General features: G+C 39.3%; 14 protein-coding genes. 3 read left to right on the forward strand and 11 right to left on the reverse strand.

Going from position 1 to position 21,817, the window contains the following annotated elements:
* The first annotated feature begins 18 nt into the window (after nt 1–18).
* The 3 genes from DV942_RS04930 to DV942_RS04940 all read left to right on the forward strand — a co-directional run bounded on the left by DV942_RS04930 (nt 19) and on the right by DV942_RS04940 (nt 5,086).
* Nucleotides 19–1,389: a sigma-54-dependent transcriptional regulator gene (locus DV942_RS04930; protein ID WP_145855738.1), complete on the forward strand. Its 1,371-nt coding sequence runs from the start codon at nt 19–21 to the stop codon at nt 1,387–1,389.
* A 67-nt stretch (nt 1,390–1,456) separates the two neighbouring features.
* On the forward strand, nt 1,457–2,812 hold the full coding sequence (locus DV942_RS04935; protein WP_145855740.1) for a sensor histidine kinase: 1,356 nt from the start codon (nt 1,457–1,459) through the stop codon (nt 2,810–2,812).
* A gap of 84 nt (nt 2,813–2,896) precedes the next feature.
* Nucleotides 2,897–5,086, forward strand: coding sequence for a bifunctional alpha,alpha-trehalose-phosphate synthase (UDP-forming)/trehalose-phosphatase (locus tag DV942_RS04940; RefSeq protein ID WP_145855742.1), 2,190 nt, complete (start codon nt 2,897–2,899; stop codon nt 5,084–5,086).
* A 1,207-nt stretch (nt 5,087–6,293) separates the two neighbouring features.
* Here the strand turns inward: DV942_RS04940 and DV942_RS04945 are convergent.
* From DV942_RS04945 to DV942_RS04995, 11 genes are all read right to left on the reverse strand, one after another.
* Nucleotides 6,294–8,081, reverse strand: coding sequence for a glycoside hydrolase family 15 protein (locus DV942_RS04945; RefSeq protein ID WP_145855744.1), 1,788 nt, complete (start codon nt 8,079–8,081; stop codon nt 6,294–6,296).
* Nucleotides 8,082–8,256: 175 nt separating this feature from the next.
* The gene (locus DV942_RS04950) at nt 8,257–9,525 is read right to left on the reverse strand and encodes a glucose-1-phosphate adenylyltransferase (protein WP_090982112.1); all 1,269 of its coding nucleotides are present in this window, start codon (nt 9,523–9,525) and stop codon (nt 8,257–8,259) included.
* Nucleotides 9,526–9,533: 8 nt separating this feature from the next.
* Nucleotides 9,534–10,946 (reverse strand): glycogen synthase, encoded by a 1,413-nt coding sequence (locus DV942_RS04955; protein ID WP_145855745.1) that lies wholly within the window; start codon nt 10,944–10,946, stop codon nt 9,534–9,536.
* 1,079 nt (nt 10,947–12,025) lie between these two features.
* Nucleotides 12,026–12,820: a uroporphyrinogen-III C-methyltransferase gene (gene cobA, locus DV942_RS04960; RefSeq protein WP_145855747.1), complete on the reverse strand. Its 795-nt coding sequence runs from the start codon at nt 12,818–12,820 to the stop codon at nt 12,026–12,028.
* A 459-nt stretch (nt 12,821–13,279) separates the two neighbouring features.
* A complete protein-coding gene (locus DV942_RS04965) occupies nt 13,280–13,744 on the reverse strand; it encodes a hypothetical protein (protein ID WP_145855749.1) in 465 nt (154 codons plus the stop codon).
* A 401-nt stretch (nt 13,745–14,145) separates the two neighbouring features.
* Complete coding sequence (locus tag DV942_RS04970) at nt 14,146–15,396, reverse strand: sulfate adenylyltransferase subunit 1 (protein ID WP_145855751.1); 1,251 nt, start codon at nt 15,394–15,396, stop codon at nt 14,146–14,148.
* A 203-nt stretch (nt 15,397–15,599) separates the two neighbouring features.
* The gene (cysD, locus tag DV942_RS04975) at nt 15,600–16,505 is read right to left on the reverse strand and encodes a sulfate adenylyltransferase subunit CysD (protein ID WP_145855753.1); all 906 of its coding nucleotides are present in this window, start codon (nt 16,503–16,505) and stop codon (nt 15,600–15,602) included.
* Nucleotides 16,506–16,638: 133 nt separating this feature from the next.
* Entirely contained in the window at nt 16,639–17,340 is a 702-nt protein-coding gene (locus tag DV942_RS04980) for a phosphoadenylyl-sulfate reductase (RefSeq protein ID WP_145855755.1), read from the reverse strand.
* A gap of 2 nt (nt 17,341–17,342) precedes the next feature.
* Nucleotides 17,343–18,854: a TSUP family transporter gene (locus DV942_RS04985; protein WP_145855757.1), complete on the reverse strand. Its 1,512-nt coding sequence runs from the start codon at nt 18,852–18,854 to the stop codon at nt 17,343–17,345.
* Nucleotides 18,838–19,608 (reverse strand): uroporphyrinogen-III C-methyltransferase, encoded by a 771-nt coding sequence (gene cobA, locus DV942_RS04990; protein ID WP_145855759.1) that lies wholly within the window; start codon nt 19,606–19,608, stop codon nt 18,838–18,840. The genes DV942_RS04985 and cobA (DV942_RS04990) overlap by 17 nt, the downstream gene beginning before the upstream one ends.
* 99 nt (nt 19,609–19,707) lie before the next feature.
* Entirely contained in the window at nt 19,708–21,798 is a 2,091-nt protein-coding gene (locus DV942_RS04995; protein ID WP_145855761.1) for a HEPN domain-containing protein, read from the reverse strand.
* Nucleotides 21,799–21,817: the final 19 nt, after the last annotated feature.

A 21,817-nucleotide genomic window follows, 5' to 3' on the forward strand; every position in this document is an offset into this window, starting at 1 on the left:
CTTGGAAGAGGCAAGGTTATGTTAGACGCCACTGTTTTAATTATTGACGATGATGATGATATCCTGCTAAGTGCCCGTTTGTTTTTAAAGCAACAGGTAAAGCAGGTAATTACATGTAAATCGCCCAAAGAAATTAACGTTTTATTGAGCAAAAACGAAATTGATATCATTTTGCTGGATATGAACTATCAAAAAGGCGCCAGTGATGGCCGAGAAGGCCTTTATTGGTTAGAACATATTTTATCTATTGATAAAGATTATGTGGTGATACTAATGACTGCCTTTGGTAATGTTGAACTTGCAGTAAAAGCAATAAAAAAAGGTGCTACCGATTTCATCCTTAAGCCTTGGGAAAATGAAAAGCTGTTTGCCACCATTTCATCGGCATCAAAACTTCGAGAATCGACCAAAAAGGTTAAAAAGCTTGAAAAGATACACACATCGCTTCAAAAAGATCTTACAAGAGGATTTGAGAATATTGTTGGTCAGGCTACTGAAATAAGGCAATTACAGCACACGCTATTAAAAGTTGCCCCTACTGATGCAAATGTGCTGATCCTGGGTGAAAACGGAACCGGAAAACAGGTGTTCGCCTATGAGATCCACGGAAATTCACACCGGAAAAACCAGGTATTTATGCATGTGGATTTAGGTGCCCTAAACGAAAATCTATTTGAAAGTGAATTATTTGGTTATGCTAAAGGTGCTTTTACCGATGCCAAAGAAGATAAACCGGGCCGCTTTGAACTAGCTGATGGGGGGACGATTTTTTTAGATGAGATTGGAAATTTAACACTACCACTTCAGGCCAAATTATTAAGTGTTTTGCAAAACCGAACGGTTACCCGTTTGGGCGAAAGCAAAGAGCGTAAAGTAAATGTACGCCTCATTACGGCAACCAATATGCCATTGAACGAAATGGTCGCAAAAAATACATTCAGGCAGGATTTATTGTTTCGCATTAATACAGTAGAACTTTTATTACCGGCATTACGTAAACGTGGCGAAGATATTTTACTTTTGGCCAATCACTTTTTGCAGGTCTTTAGTGCCAAATACCATAAAAATTTGCAAAAAATAAGCAATAAGGCGCAGGAAGCACTATTAAAGTACCAATGGCCAGGCAATGTACGCGAATTACAGCACGTGTTGGAAAGAGCCGTTATTATGAGCGATGGAGCTGATATTACCGAAGATGATCTGCAGCTAAGTCCGCAACGTTACGCACAGAACAACACACTACCAGATGAAATGGCTCTGGAAGATATGGAGAAAATGATGGTGCAGAAGGCCATTGATAAACACAAAGGAAACATATCAAAAGCAGCAGCAGAATTAGGCTTAACCCGCGCAGCACTTTACAGAAGAATTGAAAAATTTGGAATCTAAGCTAAAAGCTAAAAGACCAAAGTTTAAAGCTTTAGTCTTTCGCCTTTAAGCTTTTAGCTTTAAAAATATGTTCTATCAACGCTTTACCTTCCGTTTAATATTCCGCCTGCTGACCATCAATCTGCTGGGTTATCTTTTATTTTATCTCATTAAAAACACCGAACTCTGGTTTACCATTACAGGCGTTGCACTGATTTTATTGGGTACCATTATTTCCCTTTATTACTATATCAATCAGATCCGGTCGGATATTAACCGTTTCATTTTGGCCGTAAAAACGAGAGATCATACCTTAAACTTCAGAAACAAAACAACCAGAGGCAGTTTCCCGGAGCTATACGAATCGTTTACTGATATTTTACAGGTTCACAAACAGATTAAACTGGAACAGGAAGCCATGTTTCAGCTGATCAAAACCATTTTAGAGCAGGTTCCGGTTGGGGTAATCGTGGTGAGCAATACAACAGCAGAAAAAGATAACGAGATTGCATTTTTCAATCAGGCTGCTTCTAACCTTTTAGGTGTGCCCGCCTATAAATACTGGCATCGGTTAAAAGAGCATTTGCCAGCGTTCGGAGCAGAAATAGAGCAGATTTCAACAGGTGGAAAAAGGTTTCTGGAACTTAAGATTCAGGATAAACTAACCCAGTTATCTACTGAAGTGATTCCTTTAAACCTTTACGGGAAGAACTATATCATCATTAGTTTTCAGAACATTAAAGATGAAATTGAGCAAAAAGAAACTGAAGCCTGGAACAGGTTAGTCGGTGTTATTTCGCATGAAATTTTAAATTCCATCACGCCTATCAGCTCCTTATCAGATACTATCAACAAAATGGTAACCGATAAAAAGGACTTAACTGAAGATGAAATGGAAGACCTTAAAACAGCACTTCATACGATCCAAAGGCGCTCATCCGGTTTACTGGATTTCGTAAAAGATTACCGTTTAATTGCCGAACTGCCTACACCAAACCTTGAGCCGCATACCATTGGAGAAATATTAAAGCACATTAAGGTACTGATGCAGCCATTTGCTAAAGTTAAAAATGTGGTGCTGGATGTAGAACAGACTTCATCAAAAATCACCATTCAGCTGGATCTGAAATTGATAGAACAGGTATTAATCAACCTGATTACCAACAGTATTTATGCGGTCGAAAATAAGGATATGCCTCATATCAATGTAAATTACCGTTTAGAAAACACCAAGCTATATATCGATGTTAGTGATAATGGAAAAGGTATAGACGCTGATGATCTTGAAAAAATATTCGTTCCATTTTATACCACCAGGAAAAATGGATCGGGTATAGGATTAACCATCAGCCGAAACATCATGAAAATGCACAGAGGCAGTATCGAAGTTATTTCTACTCCCGAAAGTGGTACAACTTTTTCATTGGTATTTAACTACGTTTAATCATCTGAATGTTTTTTTGACCTAAAAATTCAAACAAAATAAGAATGATAATGCTTTTAAGATATAGATACATCGAATAAAAGCATGAAGACAGTTATAATATCGAACAGACTACCCGTTAAAATCATTGAAGAAAACAACGAATACACGTTTATTCCCAGCGAGGGCGGCCTTGCCACCGGCCTTGGCGATGTATATAAATCAGGCAACTCCATTTGGATCGGATGGCCCGGAATTGAGGTTCCGGAAGAACGTCAGGAAGAAGTTACGCAAAAACTTGCCGAACTAAACCTCTATCCGGTTTTTCTTACCCAAAACGAAATTAATTTATATTACGAAGGCTTTTCAAATGAAGTGTTATGGCCTGTATTTCATTACCTGGTTACCTACGCAAATTATGAACAAAGTTATTGGGATTGCTACCGATCGGTAAATGAGAAATTTGCCAAAAGTGCCATGCATGTACTGGATCGAAAGGATAAAATCTGGATTCAAGACTATCAATTGCTGCTGTTGCCAGGTATTTTAAGAGAGAAACTCCCGAACGCTACCATCGGTTTTTTTCAGCATATTCCCTTTCCGTCATACGAAATTTTCAGGCTCATCCCCTGGCGGGAAGAATTATTAAATGGCCTGATTGGTGCCGATCTAATTGGTTTCCATACTTACGATGATGTACGCCATTTTATCAGCACCGCCACACGTTTGCTACCCGTAAATTCATCATCAAACGTACTTAATAGTCACGAAAGACAAATTGTGATAGAAGCTTTTCCAATGGGAATTGATTTCGATAAATTTTCTGATCTACCTGTCACTGAAAAAGTAAAAAAAGAAATTGATTATTTCAGGACTGGTAAAGAAGAGATGAAAGTAATCCTTTCTATCGACCGGTTAGATTACAGTAAAGGTATACTCGAAAGGTTGAAAGCCATGGAATTACTACTTCAGGAGCACCCCGAATATATTGGTAAAATAGAACTTTTCATGATTGTAGTCCCTTCAAGGGATACCGTACCACAATATAGCGAGTTAAGAGACCAGATTGACCAGTTTGTTGGAAATTTAAATGCGAGGTACCGCTCCATAAACTGGATTCCAGTAAATTATTTTTATCGCTCTTTCCCCATTGAAGTACTCTCTGCACTTTATTCAACTGCCGACATTTGCCTGGTAACGCCGATGCGCGATGGGATGAATCTGGTAAGTAAAGAATATGTAGCTAGCCGGAACCACGAAGATGGTGTATTGATTTTAAGCGAAATGGCAGGTGCTTCCAAAGAATTAACTGATGCTGTAATTGTTAATCCCAATAATATAGGCGACATTATGGAAGCCATCGTAACTGCATTAAAAATGCCTTTGGAAGAACAACAGCAACGCATGAAAGCCATGCGGGCTATAGTGGAAAAATTTAACGTTAAACATTGGGTTAACAATTTTATTTTAAGATTAAACGAAGTGAAAGATTCTCAAAAATCATTATTAACTAAACACGCAGTCAATTCGATTAATGAAGTAATTGCTGCTAAATATGCAACAACAACCGATAGGGTTCTATTTTTAGATTATGATGGCACACTGGTAGATTTTACCGGGAACATTGATGATGCCTCTCCTGACGATGAACTTTATGATCTGATCGAAAACCTGACCCTTGATCATGCCAATAAAGTGGTGATTATCAGCGGAAGGCGACATGAAACGCTGGAGCAGTGGTTTGGGCATTTAAAGGTAGATCTGATTGCTGAACATGGCGCATGGCAAAAATCGTATGGAGATAAGTGGAACAGTCTGCCCCTGCTTACCGACCAATGGAAACAGGAAATAAAGGCTTTATTAGAAACCTACACCGACCGTACTCCCGGATCGTTCATTGAAGAAAAAAGCTATTCAATGGTATGGCACTATCGAAAAGCAGAAGATGGATTAGGTGATTTACGGGCCAATGAAATCGTAAGCCACATGAAAATTCTGGCTGCTGATAAAGGATTGCAGTTAATGCCAGGGAACAAAGTAATCGAGTTTAAAAATATAGAAGTTAATAAAGGAAAAGCTGCTTTAAACTGGTTATATGATAAAAACCCTGATTTCATTCTGGCATTAGGCGATGACCATACTGATGAGGACATTTTCAAAGTACTGCCAGATGATGCTTTTACCATAAAAGTTGGCAATAATATTTCAGAAGCAAAATATTACTTAAATGATTTTAAAGAGGTAAGAAAGTTACTTTGGAGTTTGGTAAAAGAAGAGTTTATAGAACGGGGTTAATAAATGTATAGTTAGTTAAATACCATAATGCCAAGGTCTGTGTCCCCACAGACCTTTTTTTCAACTATAATTTTAAAGAAATCCCGCAGATTCAATATGATTTTCGCAGATTTTTCGCCCAAATCTATTAATCCAATACGAAGGTGTGTGTCCTAACAGACCTATTTCTTACGAAAGATGTCGTCTTTTCGAGCGTAGCGGAACGCAGTCGAGAAATCTACTAGAGAGATATTTTCAAATAGATCTCTCCATTCCTCGGCATGTTAGTAGAGATGGTGATGCTTTCTATTGAATTTTATCCTATCCATTAAGTCTCTCTGCAACGTCACCCTGAACTTGTTTCAGGGTCTTTTTTACAGGAAAGACCTCTCCCGACCCAAAGCCAGGGTCTGTGTCCCCAAAGGCCTTTTTTCAACTAAATTTTAAAGAATCCCGCAGATTCAATATGATTTCGCAGATTTTTCGCTCAAATCTATTAATCCAATACGAAGGTCTGTGTCCTAACAGACCTATTTCTTATGAAATATATCGTCTTTTCGAGCGTAGCGGAACGCAGTCGAGAAATCTATTAAAGAAATATTTTCAGATAGATCTCTCCATTCCTCTGCGTTTTAGTAGAGATGACGATGCTTTCTATTGAATTTTATCCTATCCATTAAATCTCTCTGCAACGTCACCCTGAACTTGTTTCAGGGTCTTTTTATAGGAAAGATCTCTTTTTCACCTATAATTTTAATGCCAAGGTCTGTGTCCCCACAGACCTTTTTTCAACTATAATCTTAAAGAAATCCCTCAGATTCAATATGATTTTCGCAGATTTTTTGCCCAAATCTATTAATCCAATACGAAGGTGTGTGTCCTAACACACCTATTTCTTATGAAATATATCGTCTTTTCGAGCGGAGTGAAACGCAGTCGAGAACCCGAAGGCTCAGCGAAGCTAAATCTATTAGAGAGATATCTTCAGATAAATCTTTCCATTCCTCTGCATTTCAGTAGAGATGGCGATGCTTTCTATTGAATTTTATCCTATCCATTAAATCTCTCTGCAACGTCAACATGAACTTGTTTCAGGGTCTTTTTTACAGGAAAGATCGCTCCCGCCCCTAAGCCAAGTCTGTGTCACCACAGACCTTTTTGAAAATAGCTTTGACAACGTCAAATATATATTTTACATATCATAGTTGTCAAAGCTTAATCTATAATTTTACAAAAATATCGGCCTGTCCAGCTTAATCGCAATGCGGTAAGCGGCGTTCATCAAACCTACATGACTATAAGCCTGCGGGAAGTTACCCCATTGACTACCTGTTTTGGCGTCAACATCTTCGCTAAACAATAGCAGGTGGTTACAGTATTTAATGATATTTTCAAACTCCTTTATTGCTTCGTCAGTACGGCCAACACAGGCCAAAGCTTCTACATACCAAAATGCGCAGATTAAAAATGTAGTTTTGGGTTTACCGAAATCATCAGCATGCAGGTATCGGTAAAAAAGTCCATCTTCAGTTTTGAGTTCCTTTTCTAAAGCAATTAAATGGTCCTTTGCCCGGTCAGAAGCGGGATCAAGATAATTCATCATAATCAGCTGTAGTGTGCTGGCATCCAAATGCGGACTTCCTACAGCATTGGTATACACTTTTCTTTCCGGATCGTAGCAGGCTTCAATATGTGCTGAAGCTTTCTCAATCAGCAGATTTGCACGTCGTTCGAAATCTTCATTACCAATGGTTTTAGCCATTTTTAAAGCAGCCTGTGCGCCTGCCCATTGGAAAAGGTTACTATAACAATGTACATTGGCAATGTTTCTGAATTCCCATATTCCGGCATCCTTTTCATCAATGGTACGTTCAATTTTAGAAAGTACACTTTCAATCCACTTTACTGAATCACCCCGTTCCGAAAAAACAAAACGGTGGTCGGTATAAAGTGGCAGCATAGAAATCAAAACCTGCCCATAAATATCATTCTGAATGTGTTCGTATGCCTGATTTCCGATCCTAATGGGCTGTTCTCCGTTATAACCATCCAGATGATCAAGAGTGCGTTCAGTAATTTGTCTTTCGCCCGCAATACCATATAAAGGCTGGTAACGCACATCTTCAGCACGCGAAATATCGGACAGGTAATTAAAATACCGTTCCATTTCTTCAAAATGTCCGATATGGTTTAAGGATGTGAGCACATAGTGCGAATCGCGAAGCCAGCAATAGCGATAATCCCAGTTTCTTGTGCTACCTGGTGATTCGGGCAAACTGGTGGTACTTGCGGCTATAATGGCGCCTGTGTCTTCATATTGGTGGATTTTCAGAACGAGGGCCGAACGGATTACAAATGGCTGGTAAAAACCTGCTATTGATGAATGTTTGATCCATAAACGCCAATAAGAAATGGTTTCCCTTAAAAAATTCTCGGCCGTACTAACGATCGGTGCTTCTAAATTTTGTCCATAAGTCATCACCAAATACTTTGGCTCGTTCAGCACAAATGCTTTCTCGTCGAAAATATAGGTAAGTGATACATTGGTACTTAAGCGTATATTTTCATCACAGCCCAAATAGTCGATGTGATTGCTTCCCCTGCTTGATCTCATTTTACCTTTTCCATAATCGCAAACCGGCTCACACTTAATGGTAATGCGCGGGTTACCTTCCAAAGGCTCAATTTTTCTGATAAACATCAGTGGTTTAAAATAGCGATCGTATAAATGAAAACGGGGTGCAAAATCGGTAATCCTGTATTTTCCGTCTTCGGCGGTAATCTCCGTTCTTAGAACATTGGTATTCTCGATGTAATATTGATGAGAAGTAAATTCGCCCTGTGGCAAAATCGAAAATTCACCTCCTTTTTTTTCATCCAATAAACTGCCAAATACAAAAGGGCTATCAAAACGTGGCCAGCAAAGCCAGGATATATCAGTATTTTTATTTACGTGAGCAATGAAAGCGCAATTCCCTATAATTCCTGTTTGATAAAGGTGTTGATGATCGGTCATAAACTATTTTTTGTTTATTTACTAACAAGCTTACCGGGAAAATGTTGGGTAGAAAGAGAAAAAGACCTTATATATCCAGGGTTTTTCGCTGGAATAAACTGAAAAGACCTCACAGATTTTTGAAATCTGTAAGGTCTTGAAAGATTCTTCGCTTCGCTCAGAATGACAGTATATCTTAAATCACTGTACCACTTGGTACAACAGCGCCTTTTTTAATTACCACTATACCATCTTTTACAGCATAAAGCTCAAAATCGCCATCTTCCAAATGATCGCCGCCATTAATTTTAACATCGTTGCCTATACGACAATTTTTATCAATGATGGCGTTATTGATGAAGCAACGATCGCCTATTCCAATCAAAGAATTTCCCTTACTGTTTTCTTCCTGTATCTCTTCTAAAGTCTGGTACCTGTCGCTACCCATTATATAGGCATTGGTAATTACCGTATCCTTTCCTATTCTCGACCTGATCCCCAAAACAGCATGTTCTACCTTGCTGGCCTGAATAATACAGCCTTCAGCAATAATGGTTTTATCTAAAGTGGTACCCGAAATTTTCGAAGGTGGCAACATCCTTGCCCTGGTAAAAATAGCATGGTTGCTATCGAACATATTAAACTTCGGTATTTCATCTGTCAGTCCTAAATTGGCTTCAAAGAAAGATGAAATGTTACCGATATCGGTCCAATAACCCTCATATTGGAAGCTTAAAACCCTGCTTTCCCTAATAGCTCTAGGCAAAATTTCTTTACCAAAATCCTTTTCCTCTTCGTTTTCGTTTAAGATATTGATCAGGTAATCGCGGTTAAAAACGTAGATCCCCATCGAGGCCAGAAAGTTGCGCCCTTCTGATTGCATTTCTTCACCCGTGTCAGAAACCCAATCCTCTAATCCGGTTTTAGGTTTCTCGATGAAAGAAGTAATCATGTTTTCCTCATCAGCCTTTAAAATACCAAAATCAGTTGCGTCTTTGGCCGTTACCGGAATGGTAGCAATGGTAATTTCTGCAGCAGCTTCGATATGTTTCTCAATCATATCTTTAAAATCCATCTGGTAAAGTTGATCACCCGAAAGGATTAAAATATAATCAAATTCATGAGAAACGATGTGATGCATACACTGACGGACAGCATCTGCAGTACCCTGGAACCAGCCAGAATTTTGCACCGTTTGCTCGGCAGCTAAAATATCAACAAAAGCCGTACTGAAGTGACTAAAATGATAGGTATTTTTAATGTGTTTGTTTAGGGATGCCGAATTAAACTGGGTTAACACAAACATACGGTGGATACCCGAATTGAGGCAGTTCGAGATTGGAATGTCTACCAAACGGTATTTACCAGCTATCGGAACTGCCGGTTTAGAACGTGTTTGTGTTAGTGGCGATAATCTAGAGCCCTGGCCACCGCCAAGGATAACGCCTAAAACTTTGTCAGTCATGCTTAAGCTTATTTTAAATTTTGGTATAATTCTATATAATTCAAGGCTGCCCTATCCCATGAATGATCAATTTTCATCATGGTTTTTCTTACAGCTTTAAAGGCTTTTTTATCATTGTAAAATCCAACTGCGCGGTTAATAGAATGTGTAACATCCCAAATACTCGTTTGGTCATGGCAGATCCCGAAACCATTGTCGCCAATATCGATCACGGTATCTCTCAGCCCTCCAACCCTACGCACAATCGGAACTGTTCCGTATCGTAAGGCATAAAGCTGGTTCAGTCCACAAGGCTCCACTCTTGACGGCATGATCAGAAAATCCGCACCTGCATATATTTGATGCGAAACCTGTTCATTATAACCGATATAAGCATTGTATCTGCCTCCAAAGAAATCCTTCAACTGGTTTAACCTTCCTTCCACCCAACTGTCTCCCGAGCCTAAAACCAAAATATTGATGTTGTCGCCATGCTGTTGCAAAGCGGTATAAAAAATGTCCGGTAAAATATCGGCACCTTTTTCGTCAACCAATCTTCCTATAAAAGTAAACAGGGGCTTAGATGAATCTAATTGAAAAACATCGCAAAGTGCTTTTTTGTTTGCCAATTTCCCAGCTTCTACAGTTTTTATAGTATAACCCTTATTCAGCATGGGGTCTGTTTCAGGATTCCATACTTCGTTATCAATTCCATTTAATATCCCAACTGATTTCCAACGTTCCTGTCGTAACAAACTTTCCAGTCCGCGCGCATTGCCCATCATTTCTTCCAGGTAAGTTGGCGATACCGTAGTTACCTTCCAGGCACATTTAATAGCAGAAGCAAGGGGATTTATGGCATCATCCCAACCCAGTAAACCACCCTTCCATAAATCGAATGCCGGTAAATAGTACAATTTATCCCATCCAAACTGGCCCTGATATTGGGCGTTATGAATGGTTAGCACCGTAGGCACAATGCTTATCGGCTTATATTTTATACAATTTGAAACCATAAAAGGAATCAATCCTGTATGGTGATCATGACAATGGAGGATGTCCGGGCGATGCTCCCATTGCACCATCCAATCGAGCGCAGCAATCTGAAAAGCAACAAATCTTTCCGTATCATCGTTATATCCGTATACATTTGGACGGTCTGTTAAACCCTGTATATGAACAATATATAAGTCGAAACCCAGTTTATTGGTTTTTTCTTTTAAAATACGGTACTGAAAGTGGTTATTCCCGTAATTTGCCCAGGCATCATAAGTGACCTCAAATTCACTTTCGCGGATAAATTTGGTATCGTAAGCAGGCACAACCACTTTGGCAATATGGCCTAGTTTATTCTGGTATTTTGGTAAGGCCCCTACTACATCGGCTAAACCACCAACCTTTGCAACTGGGTAACACTCGGCACTTATATGTATAATTTCCATCAAATATTTGCAGTAGATAACTGAAGTAAGTTACTAATTGTTTTGAGTTTTGCAAATAATGAAAATTATATTTTTAGTTGATTATTCTATCAAATATCGTCATCTCGACTGGAGCAAAGCGTAACGGAGAGATCTAATTCATATAAATTTACTTCTGTGTTTTTTTGAAAGTGAATGTTCTGTTTTCTGTGGCGGCCTGCAGCCCTGCTTTCCGCTATAAGTCCTCACTGCGTTCCGGGCTTACCGCTACAATCAGGCTTATAAACAAAGTTGGTTTCCCGTCAAACGCTGGAAATGTGGTATTGGGAACAATTTTCTGTTGAGTTTTCGAGAGGAACTTGTCGTCTCCTGGAATGCGGAACGACGCGATCTTACTCCCTGTTCGCATGGTTTTAATTTAGACTTTTCAGCGGTGATCTTTTTAATTCTGCGGGAAAAAACCGCTAATCATTTCCCGCTGCTGATCTCGCAGATAAACGCAGAGATTTTTTCAAACAGCTATTCACTTAAACAGCCCCCGAAAAAAGTTCGGATGACGCCACGTATCGGAGATTAGATTTGCGGTTATCTTTTTAAATCTGCGGGAACGAACCGTTAATCATTTCCTGCTGATTTTGCGAATAAACGCGGAGATTTTTCCAAGCAGCTATTTACCTCAAAGACCTTGAAACAAGTTCTGGGTGACGCCATGTATGGAAAATTAAATTTTTCAGCGGTGATCTTTTTAAATCTGCGGGAAAAACCGCTAATCATTTCCCGCTGATCTCGCAGATAAACGCAAAGATTTTTTAAACAGCTATTCACTTAAACAGCCCCTGAAAAAAGTTCATATGACGCCACGTATGGAAAATTAGACTTTTCAGCGGTGATCTTTTTAATTCTGCGGGAACAAACCGCTAATCATTTCCCGCTAATCTCGCAGATAAACGCAGAGATTTTTCCCAACATCTATTTACGCCAGAGATCCTGAAATAATTTGAGGGTAAAGCCACCTATAATATGAAAATGCAATACATAAAAAAACCGCTTAAATCCATAAGCGGTTTTAACAACAAAACAAATATATTTCTTAAAAATATCTAGTACTCTTCAGCGATAATTTCGTAGAAATCGCGGATGGGTTGAAATTGAGGGTGTAATGAAACCACATCGCCAAAAACCAATAGCGCCGGGGCCGTTATTCTTTTATCTTCCACGATCTCAGCAATGGTGTCAACTATACCTACCACAATTTTTTCGTCAGGTGTGGAACCATTTTGGATAACGGCAACTGGCAACAGATTTTTACTTTCTGCCTGAAAAATAGCTGCAATCTCTTTTACTTTTTCAATGCCGTTTAAAACAACTATCGTAGCTTTCGTTTTTGCAGCTATGTACAAATCCTCCGAAATTTCACCTTTAGAATTGGTTCCGGTTACTGCCCAAAAACTTTCGCTCATGTCCTTATAAATCATAGGGATTTTTTGCAAACTTGGCGCACCTGTGGCACTCGAAATCCCAGGAATGATTTCAGTAGGGATACTATAAGATTCTGCTGCATCTATTTCTTCATATCCTTTTGCAAAGAAAAACGGGTCGCCGCTTTTTAAACGTACAACATGACCATAATTTAAAGCATAATCAATGATGAGCCTGTTTACTGCATCCTGAGAAAATGATTCATCATCAGAACGTTTGCCAACATAAACTTTAGGAATACCATCTGGTGCATGACACAATAAAGCTTCGTTTACATTTGCATCATACAAAACAACATCAGCTGTTTTTAATGCCTTAACCCCTTTTAAACTAAATAAATCCGGGTCACCAGGACCAGCACCTATTAATGTAATTTTTGGTTCAATGTTCGCTTTTTCTACTTTATTCAAAATCATAACAGATCATTTAAGCTTGTTGTACATTTATTAACAATACAAATATATAAAGTCTATAGAAATTGTAGTAATTTATTTTAAAATAAATTTATAACTGTCGTTCAGAACAAATTGAAGGATATATGTATCGCTACCACCCGATCTTTTAACTATCATTCGAAATGATAGTACCTCAAAATGGAGCTTAACAAGCGAAAAAATCTCCGTGCTTTCTGTGCATCCGTGGCAAACATAAACTATAATCGATACATTAGGTCTTAGCGAGACGCTAAGACCAGTAGTGAGCAATCAGATCTCGCGCATGCGGGAACCACGAGGTGCTCAGCGAAGCTAATTTAAGGCACCCGATAATAGCGATTTTTATAAGATTGCTTCGCCAATAATCGGAACAGGTTGTTGGCTGAAAAGCATTTTAGCAATGACAAACTAAATTATCCCTCAGGATGTAGGGTCAAGCGTTTATTTACAATCCACCTCTGAAAAAGTAAATTTCCCGGCTTCGTAATTAATGGGCTTTCCTTTTACAAAATAGGATCTTCCCAGCGTGGTTTCAATCTGTGCAACTCCCATAATGAGTTTACCATCTTTCTTTAAAAAAGCCAGTGGGTTGGTAAATGCCTTTGTGGTATCTTTACCTGTATTAAACCGATAATCAACCAGTAAAGTATCGCCGTTAAATTTTCCACTTATTTTGCCGTTATTTTCAGGCTTGTCAGCATATTTTACCAAAAGTGAACCGGTTATTTTGCCAGATGCCATTGTTTTTACAATCATAGCAGCACTGTCTTTTTCGAAGGAAGCGGCATAACAGGTTTGATTGACTACCGAATCTTTTTTTGCTGCATCAGTCTTTTTCTGTGATTGGTTACAGGCAAAAACGAAGGGCATAGCCGCTAAAGCGAAATACAAGAGATTTTTTTTCATGTTTTGGAATTTGGGTTTCCGTTTATATTGTAATAACGAGATGAAAAATCTGAATCGTTTCCATAAGTTAAATATACAAAAAACCTGTAAAGAAAAACGGGGCAACCATTTGGTGCCCCGCTGAAATTGCTTTCGCATTAGAATAATCTAAAGCTTTCATTATTATATTTGGCTGTGGTTCTCCACGCTAAGGTTTTCTGGATTACGAGATTTTAGGATCAGTAACTGAATTAGCGATTTATTAATTTTTATTTTCCATCTCAAATTCACATCGTCCATTCTTCCATCATTAATGCGTTAAGAATATCAAAATTTTAACCGTATCCTACAACACTACCCATTATTGATCATTGAAAATTGCTTATCGGCTATTTCAAATTTTCCATCTTCCATCTTACCGCCTACTCCACTGCCGCCCTGAACATGAGTGCGCCAACGGTTAAATTGGTCCGGGTATCAACTAAAATAGCAGAACCATTTGCCCGGTTATCATCATATAAATCAAAAGCCAGCGCATCAGCGGTTTTCACAATTACACGGCCAATATCATTCAGTTTAAATTCTTCTGCAGCATGCTTTTCTAAAGTATTGATATCTACTTTATGTAGAATTTCGCTGATTTTACATTTGGTAACCTTGCTATTATGTTGAATATTATACATGATGGAAGTATCAAGGGCACGCGTATCCATCCAGCAAAGATCGGCCTCAATAAGTTTTGTTTCCTGTGGCAAAGCCGATGCATTTACAATGGTATCACCACGACTAATGTCGACATCGTCTTTTAAGTGAATGATAACCGATTGACCAGCGTGTGCAGCGTCAAGTTCTTCATCAAAAAACTCAATCTTCTCTACAACAGAACCTGCTCCTGAAGGAAGGACCGTAACTTTATCATTTAATTTGAAAGTTCCGCTTAACACACGCCCAGCATAACCCCGGTAATCATGCAGCTCTGCTGTTTGCGGACGAACTACCCATTGTACGGGCATCCGCGCCAGTTGAGATTGATCTAAGTGGTCGGTATCTACCTTTTCCAGAAAATGCAACAAACTTTCACCTTCATACCATTGCATATTTTCTGATGTTTGTACTACATTATCGCCTTTTAATGCGCTCACGGGAATATAGGTTACGTCAGCCAACTTTAATTGCTGCGCCAAAACTTTGTATTTTTCAACAATGGCACTATACACGGTTTCACTATAATCCACCATATCCATCTTGTTGATGCAAACCACCACATGCTTAATGCCCAGTAAAGAAACAATATACGAATGACGGATAGTCTGCTCTACCACACCGTTACGGGCATCAATTAAGATGATGGCTAAGTTAGCAGTAGAAGCTCCGGTAACCATATTTCTGGTATACTGAATATGGCCCGGGGTATCTGCAATGATAAATTTACGTTTTTCTGTCTGAAAATATTTATAGGCTACATCAATGGTAATACCCTGCTCACGTTCTGCCCTTAAACCATCAGTTAAAATAGCCAAGTCTATTGTCCCATCGTCATTTTTGCGGTTGGAGCGCTGCAAAGCTTCTAACTGATCAGCCAAAATAGAATCTGTATCGTATAACAAACGGCCAATTAAGGTACTTTTACCATCATCTACGCTGCCTGCTGTGAAAAATTTTAATATGTTCATGTTGTTAATGTATTAAGATAAAAGTATCAAGTATCAAGACCAGTTCAGTCTATCACTTTCATACTCATACTTAGTTAAAGTATTAAGATAAAAGTATCATGTATCAAGACCAATTTAAGCTATTCTTTCATCCTCATGCTTAGTTTATTTAGAAACGTTTAGTAAATCTGTCCTGATACTTGATACCAAAGACTTGATACTCCTTAAAAATACCCTCCCTTTTTTCTGTCTTCCATTGCTGCTTCAGAAACCTTGTCGTCTAAACGGGCACCACGCTCTGAAATTTTTGAGGCACTGATTTCTGAAATAATATCGTCGATCAAAAATGCATCTGATTCTACTGCAGCGGTGCAAGACATATCGCCAACCGTACGGAAACGAACCTGTTTACGTTCTACCACATCTTCTTCATCCATATTTAAAAAAGGCGAAGCGGCCATCAGCTGGCCATTCCTGGTAATTACCTCTCGTTCGTGCGAAAAATAAATGCTCGGAAGTTCTATTTTCTCCCTGCGGATATAATTCCAGACGTCTAATTCTGTCCAGTTACTGATCGGAAATACGCGGATGTTTTCGCCTTTATGGATTTTACCGTTGTAAATGTTCCAGAGTTCGGGACGCTGGCGTTTGGGATCCCACTGTCCGAACTCATCGCGGACAGAGAAAATACGCTCCTTTGCCCTGGCTTTTTCTTCATCTCTACGTGCACCGCCAATACAGGCATCGAACTGGTATTTGGCAATGGTATCGAGCAAGGTTACGGTTTGCAATGCATTTCTACTGGCATTTTTACCGGTCTGTTCTACTACTTTACCCTGGTCTATAGATTCCTGAACAGAGCCAATAATAAGTTTCTCACCAATCCTTTCTATCATTTGATCACGGTAGGTGATGGTTTCTTCGAAATTATGACCGGTGTCTATGTGTACCAGCGGAAAAGGAAATTTACCAGGACGGAAAGCTTTTTCTGCCAAACGAACCAAAGTAATCGAATCTTTCCCCCCTGAAAACAAAAGGGCTGGTTTCTCAAACTGACCTGCAACTTCACGTAAGATGTGAATGGCTTCGGCCTCCAGCTCATCTAAATAATCAAAATTATATGTACTCATTTCAATTGTTGGAATGTTTAAATATTGAATGTTCCAAACACTCAAAGTTATATTTGTTGTTGTTAATTGTCGGAAGGTTTGAAAAGTTGGAAGGTTTAAATTCCATTCCATATCTACCATTTTACTTCTTCCATCAGCCAGCGGCATGTAAACCGCATTCTTTTTTGCTCTGGTCTTCCCACCACCATCTACCGGCCCTGAAATCTTCGCCGGGCTGAACTGCTCGTGTACAGGGTGCGCATCCTATACTAGGAAAACCCTTATCATGCAAAGTATTGTACACAATGTTATTCTCTTTAATATAGGTTTTTACATCATCCAAAGTCCAATCGAAAATAGGGTGAAATTTGATCAATTGGTTTCCTTCGTCCCATTCCAAATCATGCATATCCTCGCGGTTGGCACTTTGATCGGCCCTGATCCCTGTTATCCAGATATCATTACCTTTTAATGCTCTTTTTAAGGGTTCGATTTTACGGATGTAACAGCACTCTTTTCTATTCTCTACCGATTCGTAAAAACTGTTAGGTCCTTTTGTATTGACCATATCCTCTAAGAGTCCATTCTGTGGATAATAGGCATGAATGGGTTTGTTGTAAATTTCTAAGGTACGGTTCCAAACATAATAGGTTTCCGGAAATAAACGTCCGGTTTCTAAAGTAAAAACCTTGATCGGAATATTGTTGGCAAAAATTAAATGGGTAATTGCCTGGTCTTCCCAGCCAAAACTGGTTGAAAATATAATACGCCCGGCGTATTCAGTTGCCAAAAATTTCAGTTTATCTACTGTACTTAAGCCTTCCAGTGCTGCTTTTATCTCCTCTAAGTTCCCCATCACTATATTAATTTTAAAATAAACATGATTACGCTCCTTAAGCTTACGATCATTACAATAATCCCCACGGCAACCATAATGGTTTTTGCCGAGATTTTGTTTGATACTTTTGCGGCTATTGGCGATGCGATTGCGCTACCGATAATTAAACCCACAACGGCCTCCCAGTGTTTGCCACCTAACATGGTAAAAAAGGTAAGCGAACTCAACGTGGCGATAAAAAAGCGGCTGATTTTTACCGTGCCCAAAGAAAACAAGGGATGCCTGCCGCCTGCAATTAAACTGGATAATACAATCGATCCCCATCCGCCACCAAAGGCTGCATCTATAAAACCTCCTACAAAACCCAATAAACCAATTTTTTTGATTTTCTGATCCGCTTTTTTCCTTTTGATGTTAAATGCTTTCATTAGAATAACAGCTCCCAGAAAAAGTGTATAAACCGCAACAACCGGTTTAACATAACTGCTGTAGTGTTCTAATGAAGAAAGGATGTAAGCGCCTAAAACGGCTCCGATGATGGCAGGAAGGATTAAAATTTTAAATAATTTCCAGTTTACATTCCCCATCCGGTAATGCATCCATCCTGCAATTCCGTTACTCATTACCTCAGAAATATGGATGGCCATACTTGCGGATGCGGGAGGCAAACCCATGGCAAGCGAGAATGATGCGGTGGTCACACCATACGACATCCCAATGGCACCATCTATTAATGCGAATACAAATCCGGCACCTAAAAACCAATAAAACAAAGGATCGATATTGATTAAAAAATGCTGGAATTCCGGCTCGGTATTCCACAGAGAAAATCCGATAGCGACAATGAGTAAAACCGATGCTACCCAGATTAACCATTTGATATTCTGCTCGGCAAAGCTTTTTTTCGGATTAATTAAACTTTGGGTAACCTTATTCAGTTTTTTAACCTTTGCTGAAAAATCGCCATTTAACGTTTGGCGCAAAGCACTCATATTCTGCAGCGTTTCATCCAGCTCTGCAGGTAAACCTTCATTTAAAATCTGTTTTAAACGTTTGGCAATGGTTGGCGATTTTCCATTTGTAGAAATGGCAATCTTCAAATCGCCTTTTTGAACGATTGACCCCAGGTAAAAGTCGCATAATTCTGGCTTATCGGCCACATTGATCAGCAAACCACGCTCATGCGTTGCCTTTCTGATTTCGTCATTTAAAATATAATTATTGGTCGCAGCAAAAACGATATCAATATCATTTAAATCAGTTACATCAAAAGTTTTTTGTTTAACTTTTATCAGCGGATAATTTGCAACAAGTGCATAAACCTCTGGCGATACCTGCTCTGCTACGATGGTAATGGTAGCGCTGTTGCTATTATTTACAATTGCCGTTAACTTCTCCAACCCGATATTGCCTGCACCAATTAATAATGTACGCAGCTTATTCAGCTTTACAAAAACCGGAAAAAGCTGGTTACCTTTTTCTTCTTCAGAAAAAGACGCTGCACTATCAGATTGGTTAGGCAATACTTGCATATTGTTTAATTAATTTTTTAAATGACGGATGTAATGATACAACTTCTCCAAAAATTAATAATGCAGGTGCTTTAATATTTTCTTGTAGCACCAAACTTTCTATGGTTTCAACCACGCCGATAACCAATTTTTCATCTTCTGCAGATCCATTCTGCACTACTGCAGCTGGTAAATTTTGCTTGTCTGCAGCTTTAAAGATCTCTACAATTTTAGCTAGTTTTTTGAGTCCCATCAGTACCAGTACCGTAGCTTTTGATTGTGCTGCCTGGTAAATATCAGCAGATACTTCTCCGGAAGTCGTCGTTCCGGTGATGACCCAAAAACTTTCGCTCATACCGCGGTGCGTAACCGGGATCTGTTGTAGGCCAGGTACGCCGATCGAGCTTGAAATACCCGGAATAACACTAACCGGAATGCTATACGATGCAGCATAGTCCAATTCCTCATATCCCCTGCCAAAAACAAACGGATCGCCACCTTTTAAACGCACTACATGACCGTAGTTTAGAGCATAATCGATCATTAATTTATTGATGGTATCCTGCGGGTAGGAATGCTCCCCAGAACGTTTCCCTACATATACCTTAATGGCGGCTGCCGGAGCATGCTCCAATAATGCCTCGTTGGTTAAAGCATCATACAATACCACATCAGCAGTTTGCAATGCTTTAACACCTTTTAAGGTTAATAAATCCGGGTCGCCTGGGCCTGCACCTAAAAGCGTAATTCTTGATTCTATATTTTGATTAACCATGTTTCTTTTTAATTATTTTGAACGACTGGATGGAGAGTTGTCATGCGCATAGCTTTCGGCGACTACAGTTCTCAAATCTCAGATCTATTATCTCAAGTCTCATTTAGCCAATACCGCTCTTTTCTCTTTTATCTGATTTAAAAACTGATTGGCTTCTTCAAAATATTTCTTTGCAAAATCGGCTGTTGGTTCATTTTTATTGATCTGTAAAACCAGATCTGAGAAATTGGTAGGCAAATTAAATTCGCCGGTTTCTACATAGTGGCTATCAAATTCGCGAATTACCCCAACCTGTGTGCTACTATTTACTCCTTTATCCAACAACAGCGATTTTGCAGCACTTACAAAAGTGCTGTAGGTATGGTAAATAGAATCTGCATAAGCACCTTTTTTTAAGTTTTGCTTTGCCCATTCAAATTTTTCATCAGCCTCTAATAATAAGGTAGCTACGAGATCAATTACTACACCAGCACACTCGCCTACACCAATGGCTGTTACAAATTCTTCCACATGCCCCCAGTCTACAAACTCCTCTGTTTTAAGGTTGGTTAAATCGGCCAATGGCTTCAACAACTGATAAAAATGGTCTTTACCTTTACGATCATAATATTGATGGAAGTTTTCATCAGCCAGGTTATTGGCCTTAAAATCATTTAAAACATAGTGTAAAACACTTGTTGCCCTTTTTGAGGGCACTTTAATTACCCGTTCTGCCACGCGGCCTACGCCGTTACCTACAGTACCTCCACCAAGCATCACCTGAACGGCAGGAACCACTTTTCCTTCGGCTTTTACCGAGCTTCCGTGGAAACCGATTTCAGCTAAACCATGCTGACCGCAAGAGTTCATACAGCCGCTGATTTTGATCTTGATGTTTTTTTCGTAAATAAACTCGGGGAAATCGGTATAAATGACCTCTTCCAAAACTTCAGCAAGTGTCATCGAGTTGGAAATACCCAAGTTACAGGTATCAGTACCTGGACAAGTCGTAATATCGGCCAAACTATCAAAACCGGCTGTCGTAAAACCAATTTTATTTAAAGCGGTGTATAAAGAAGGCAAAGCTTCTTTCCGTACAAATTTCAACAATAAGCCCTGGTTTTGGGTAATCCTGATTTCATCAGCCACATATAACCTGATGGCATCAACAAACGCCCTTGCTTTATCTGTTTTGATATCTCCTACCTGAACTTTTACATAAACACCATAAAACCCTGCTTGCTTTTGTTCAATTACATTGGTAGCTAACCAGTGTTTATAATGGGCCTCATTCAGTATCTCTACCGAAGGGTATTCTTGTTCTAAAGGCAAGAGTGGTTGTTGAACGGCATTAACATCAATTTTAAAGGTTTTTACTTTGTTGGCGGTGCGTTCTTCAGCAACCAAACGCAAAACCTCTTCCAGACCCAGTTTTTGAACCAGATATTTTAAGCGTGCTTTATTGCGATTGTTACGCTCGCCATAACGGTCAAAAACGCGAAGAACAGACTCAGTAAAAGGGATTAACTGATCTTCAGGTAAAAATTCGTGAACGGCATTGGCCAGAAAAGGTTGTGCTCCTAAACCACCGGCAAATAAAACCTTAAAGCCACGTTCGCCTTTTTCATTTATTTTAGGAATAAAACCTAAATCATGAATGTAGCTGAATGCGGTGTCCCTATCGCTGGATGAAAAAGAAATTTTAATCTTACGGCCCATTTCCTGACAGATGGGATTACGTAAAAAGTAGGCAAATACTGCCTGAGCATAAGGTGAAACATCAAAAGGCTCCTCTGCATCTATTCCAGCATTTGGAGAAGCGGTTACATTGCGCACCGTATTTCCGCAGGCTTCGCGAAGGGTAATATCATCCTGTTCGAGCTTTGCCCAAAGTTCTGGTGTGCGGTCTAAACTTACATAGTGGATCTGGATATCCTGACGGGTAGTTAAGTGCAGGTTACCACTTCCGTACTCATCGGCAATATCAGCAATACGCAATAACTGTTTAAAAGTTACCTTACCAAACGGCAACTTAATACGCACCATCTGCACACCCGGCTGCCTTTGTCCGTAAACACCACGGGCCAAACGCAGGCTTCTAAACTTTTCGTCGTGAATGGTTCCATCCCTGAAAGCTTTAATCTTATTCTCCAAATCGATAATGTCCTGCTCGACAATCGGATTTTCGAGTTCTGTTCTGAAACTTTGCATATGTGTTGTTAGCTAATTC

Source organism: Pedobacter suwonensis, assembly GCF_007833675.1.
Lineage (GTDB): Bacteria > Bacteroidota > Bacteroidia > Sphingobacteriales > Sphingobacteriaceae > Pedobacter > Pedobacter suwonensis.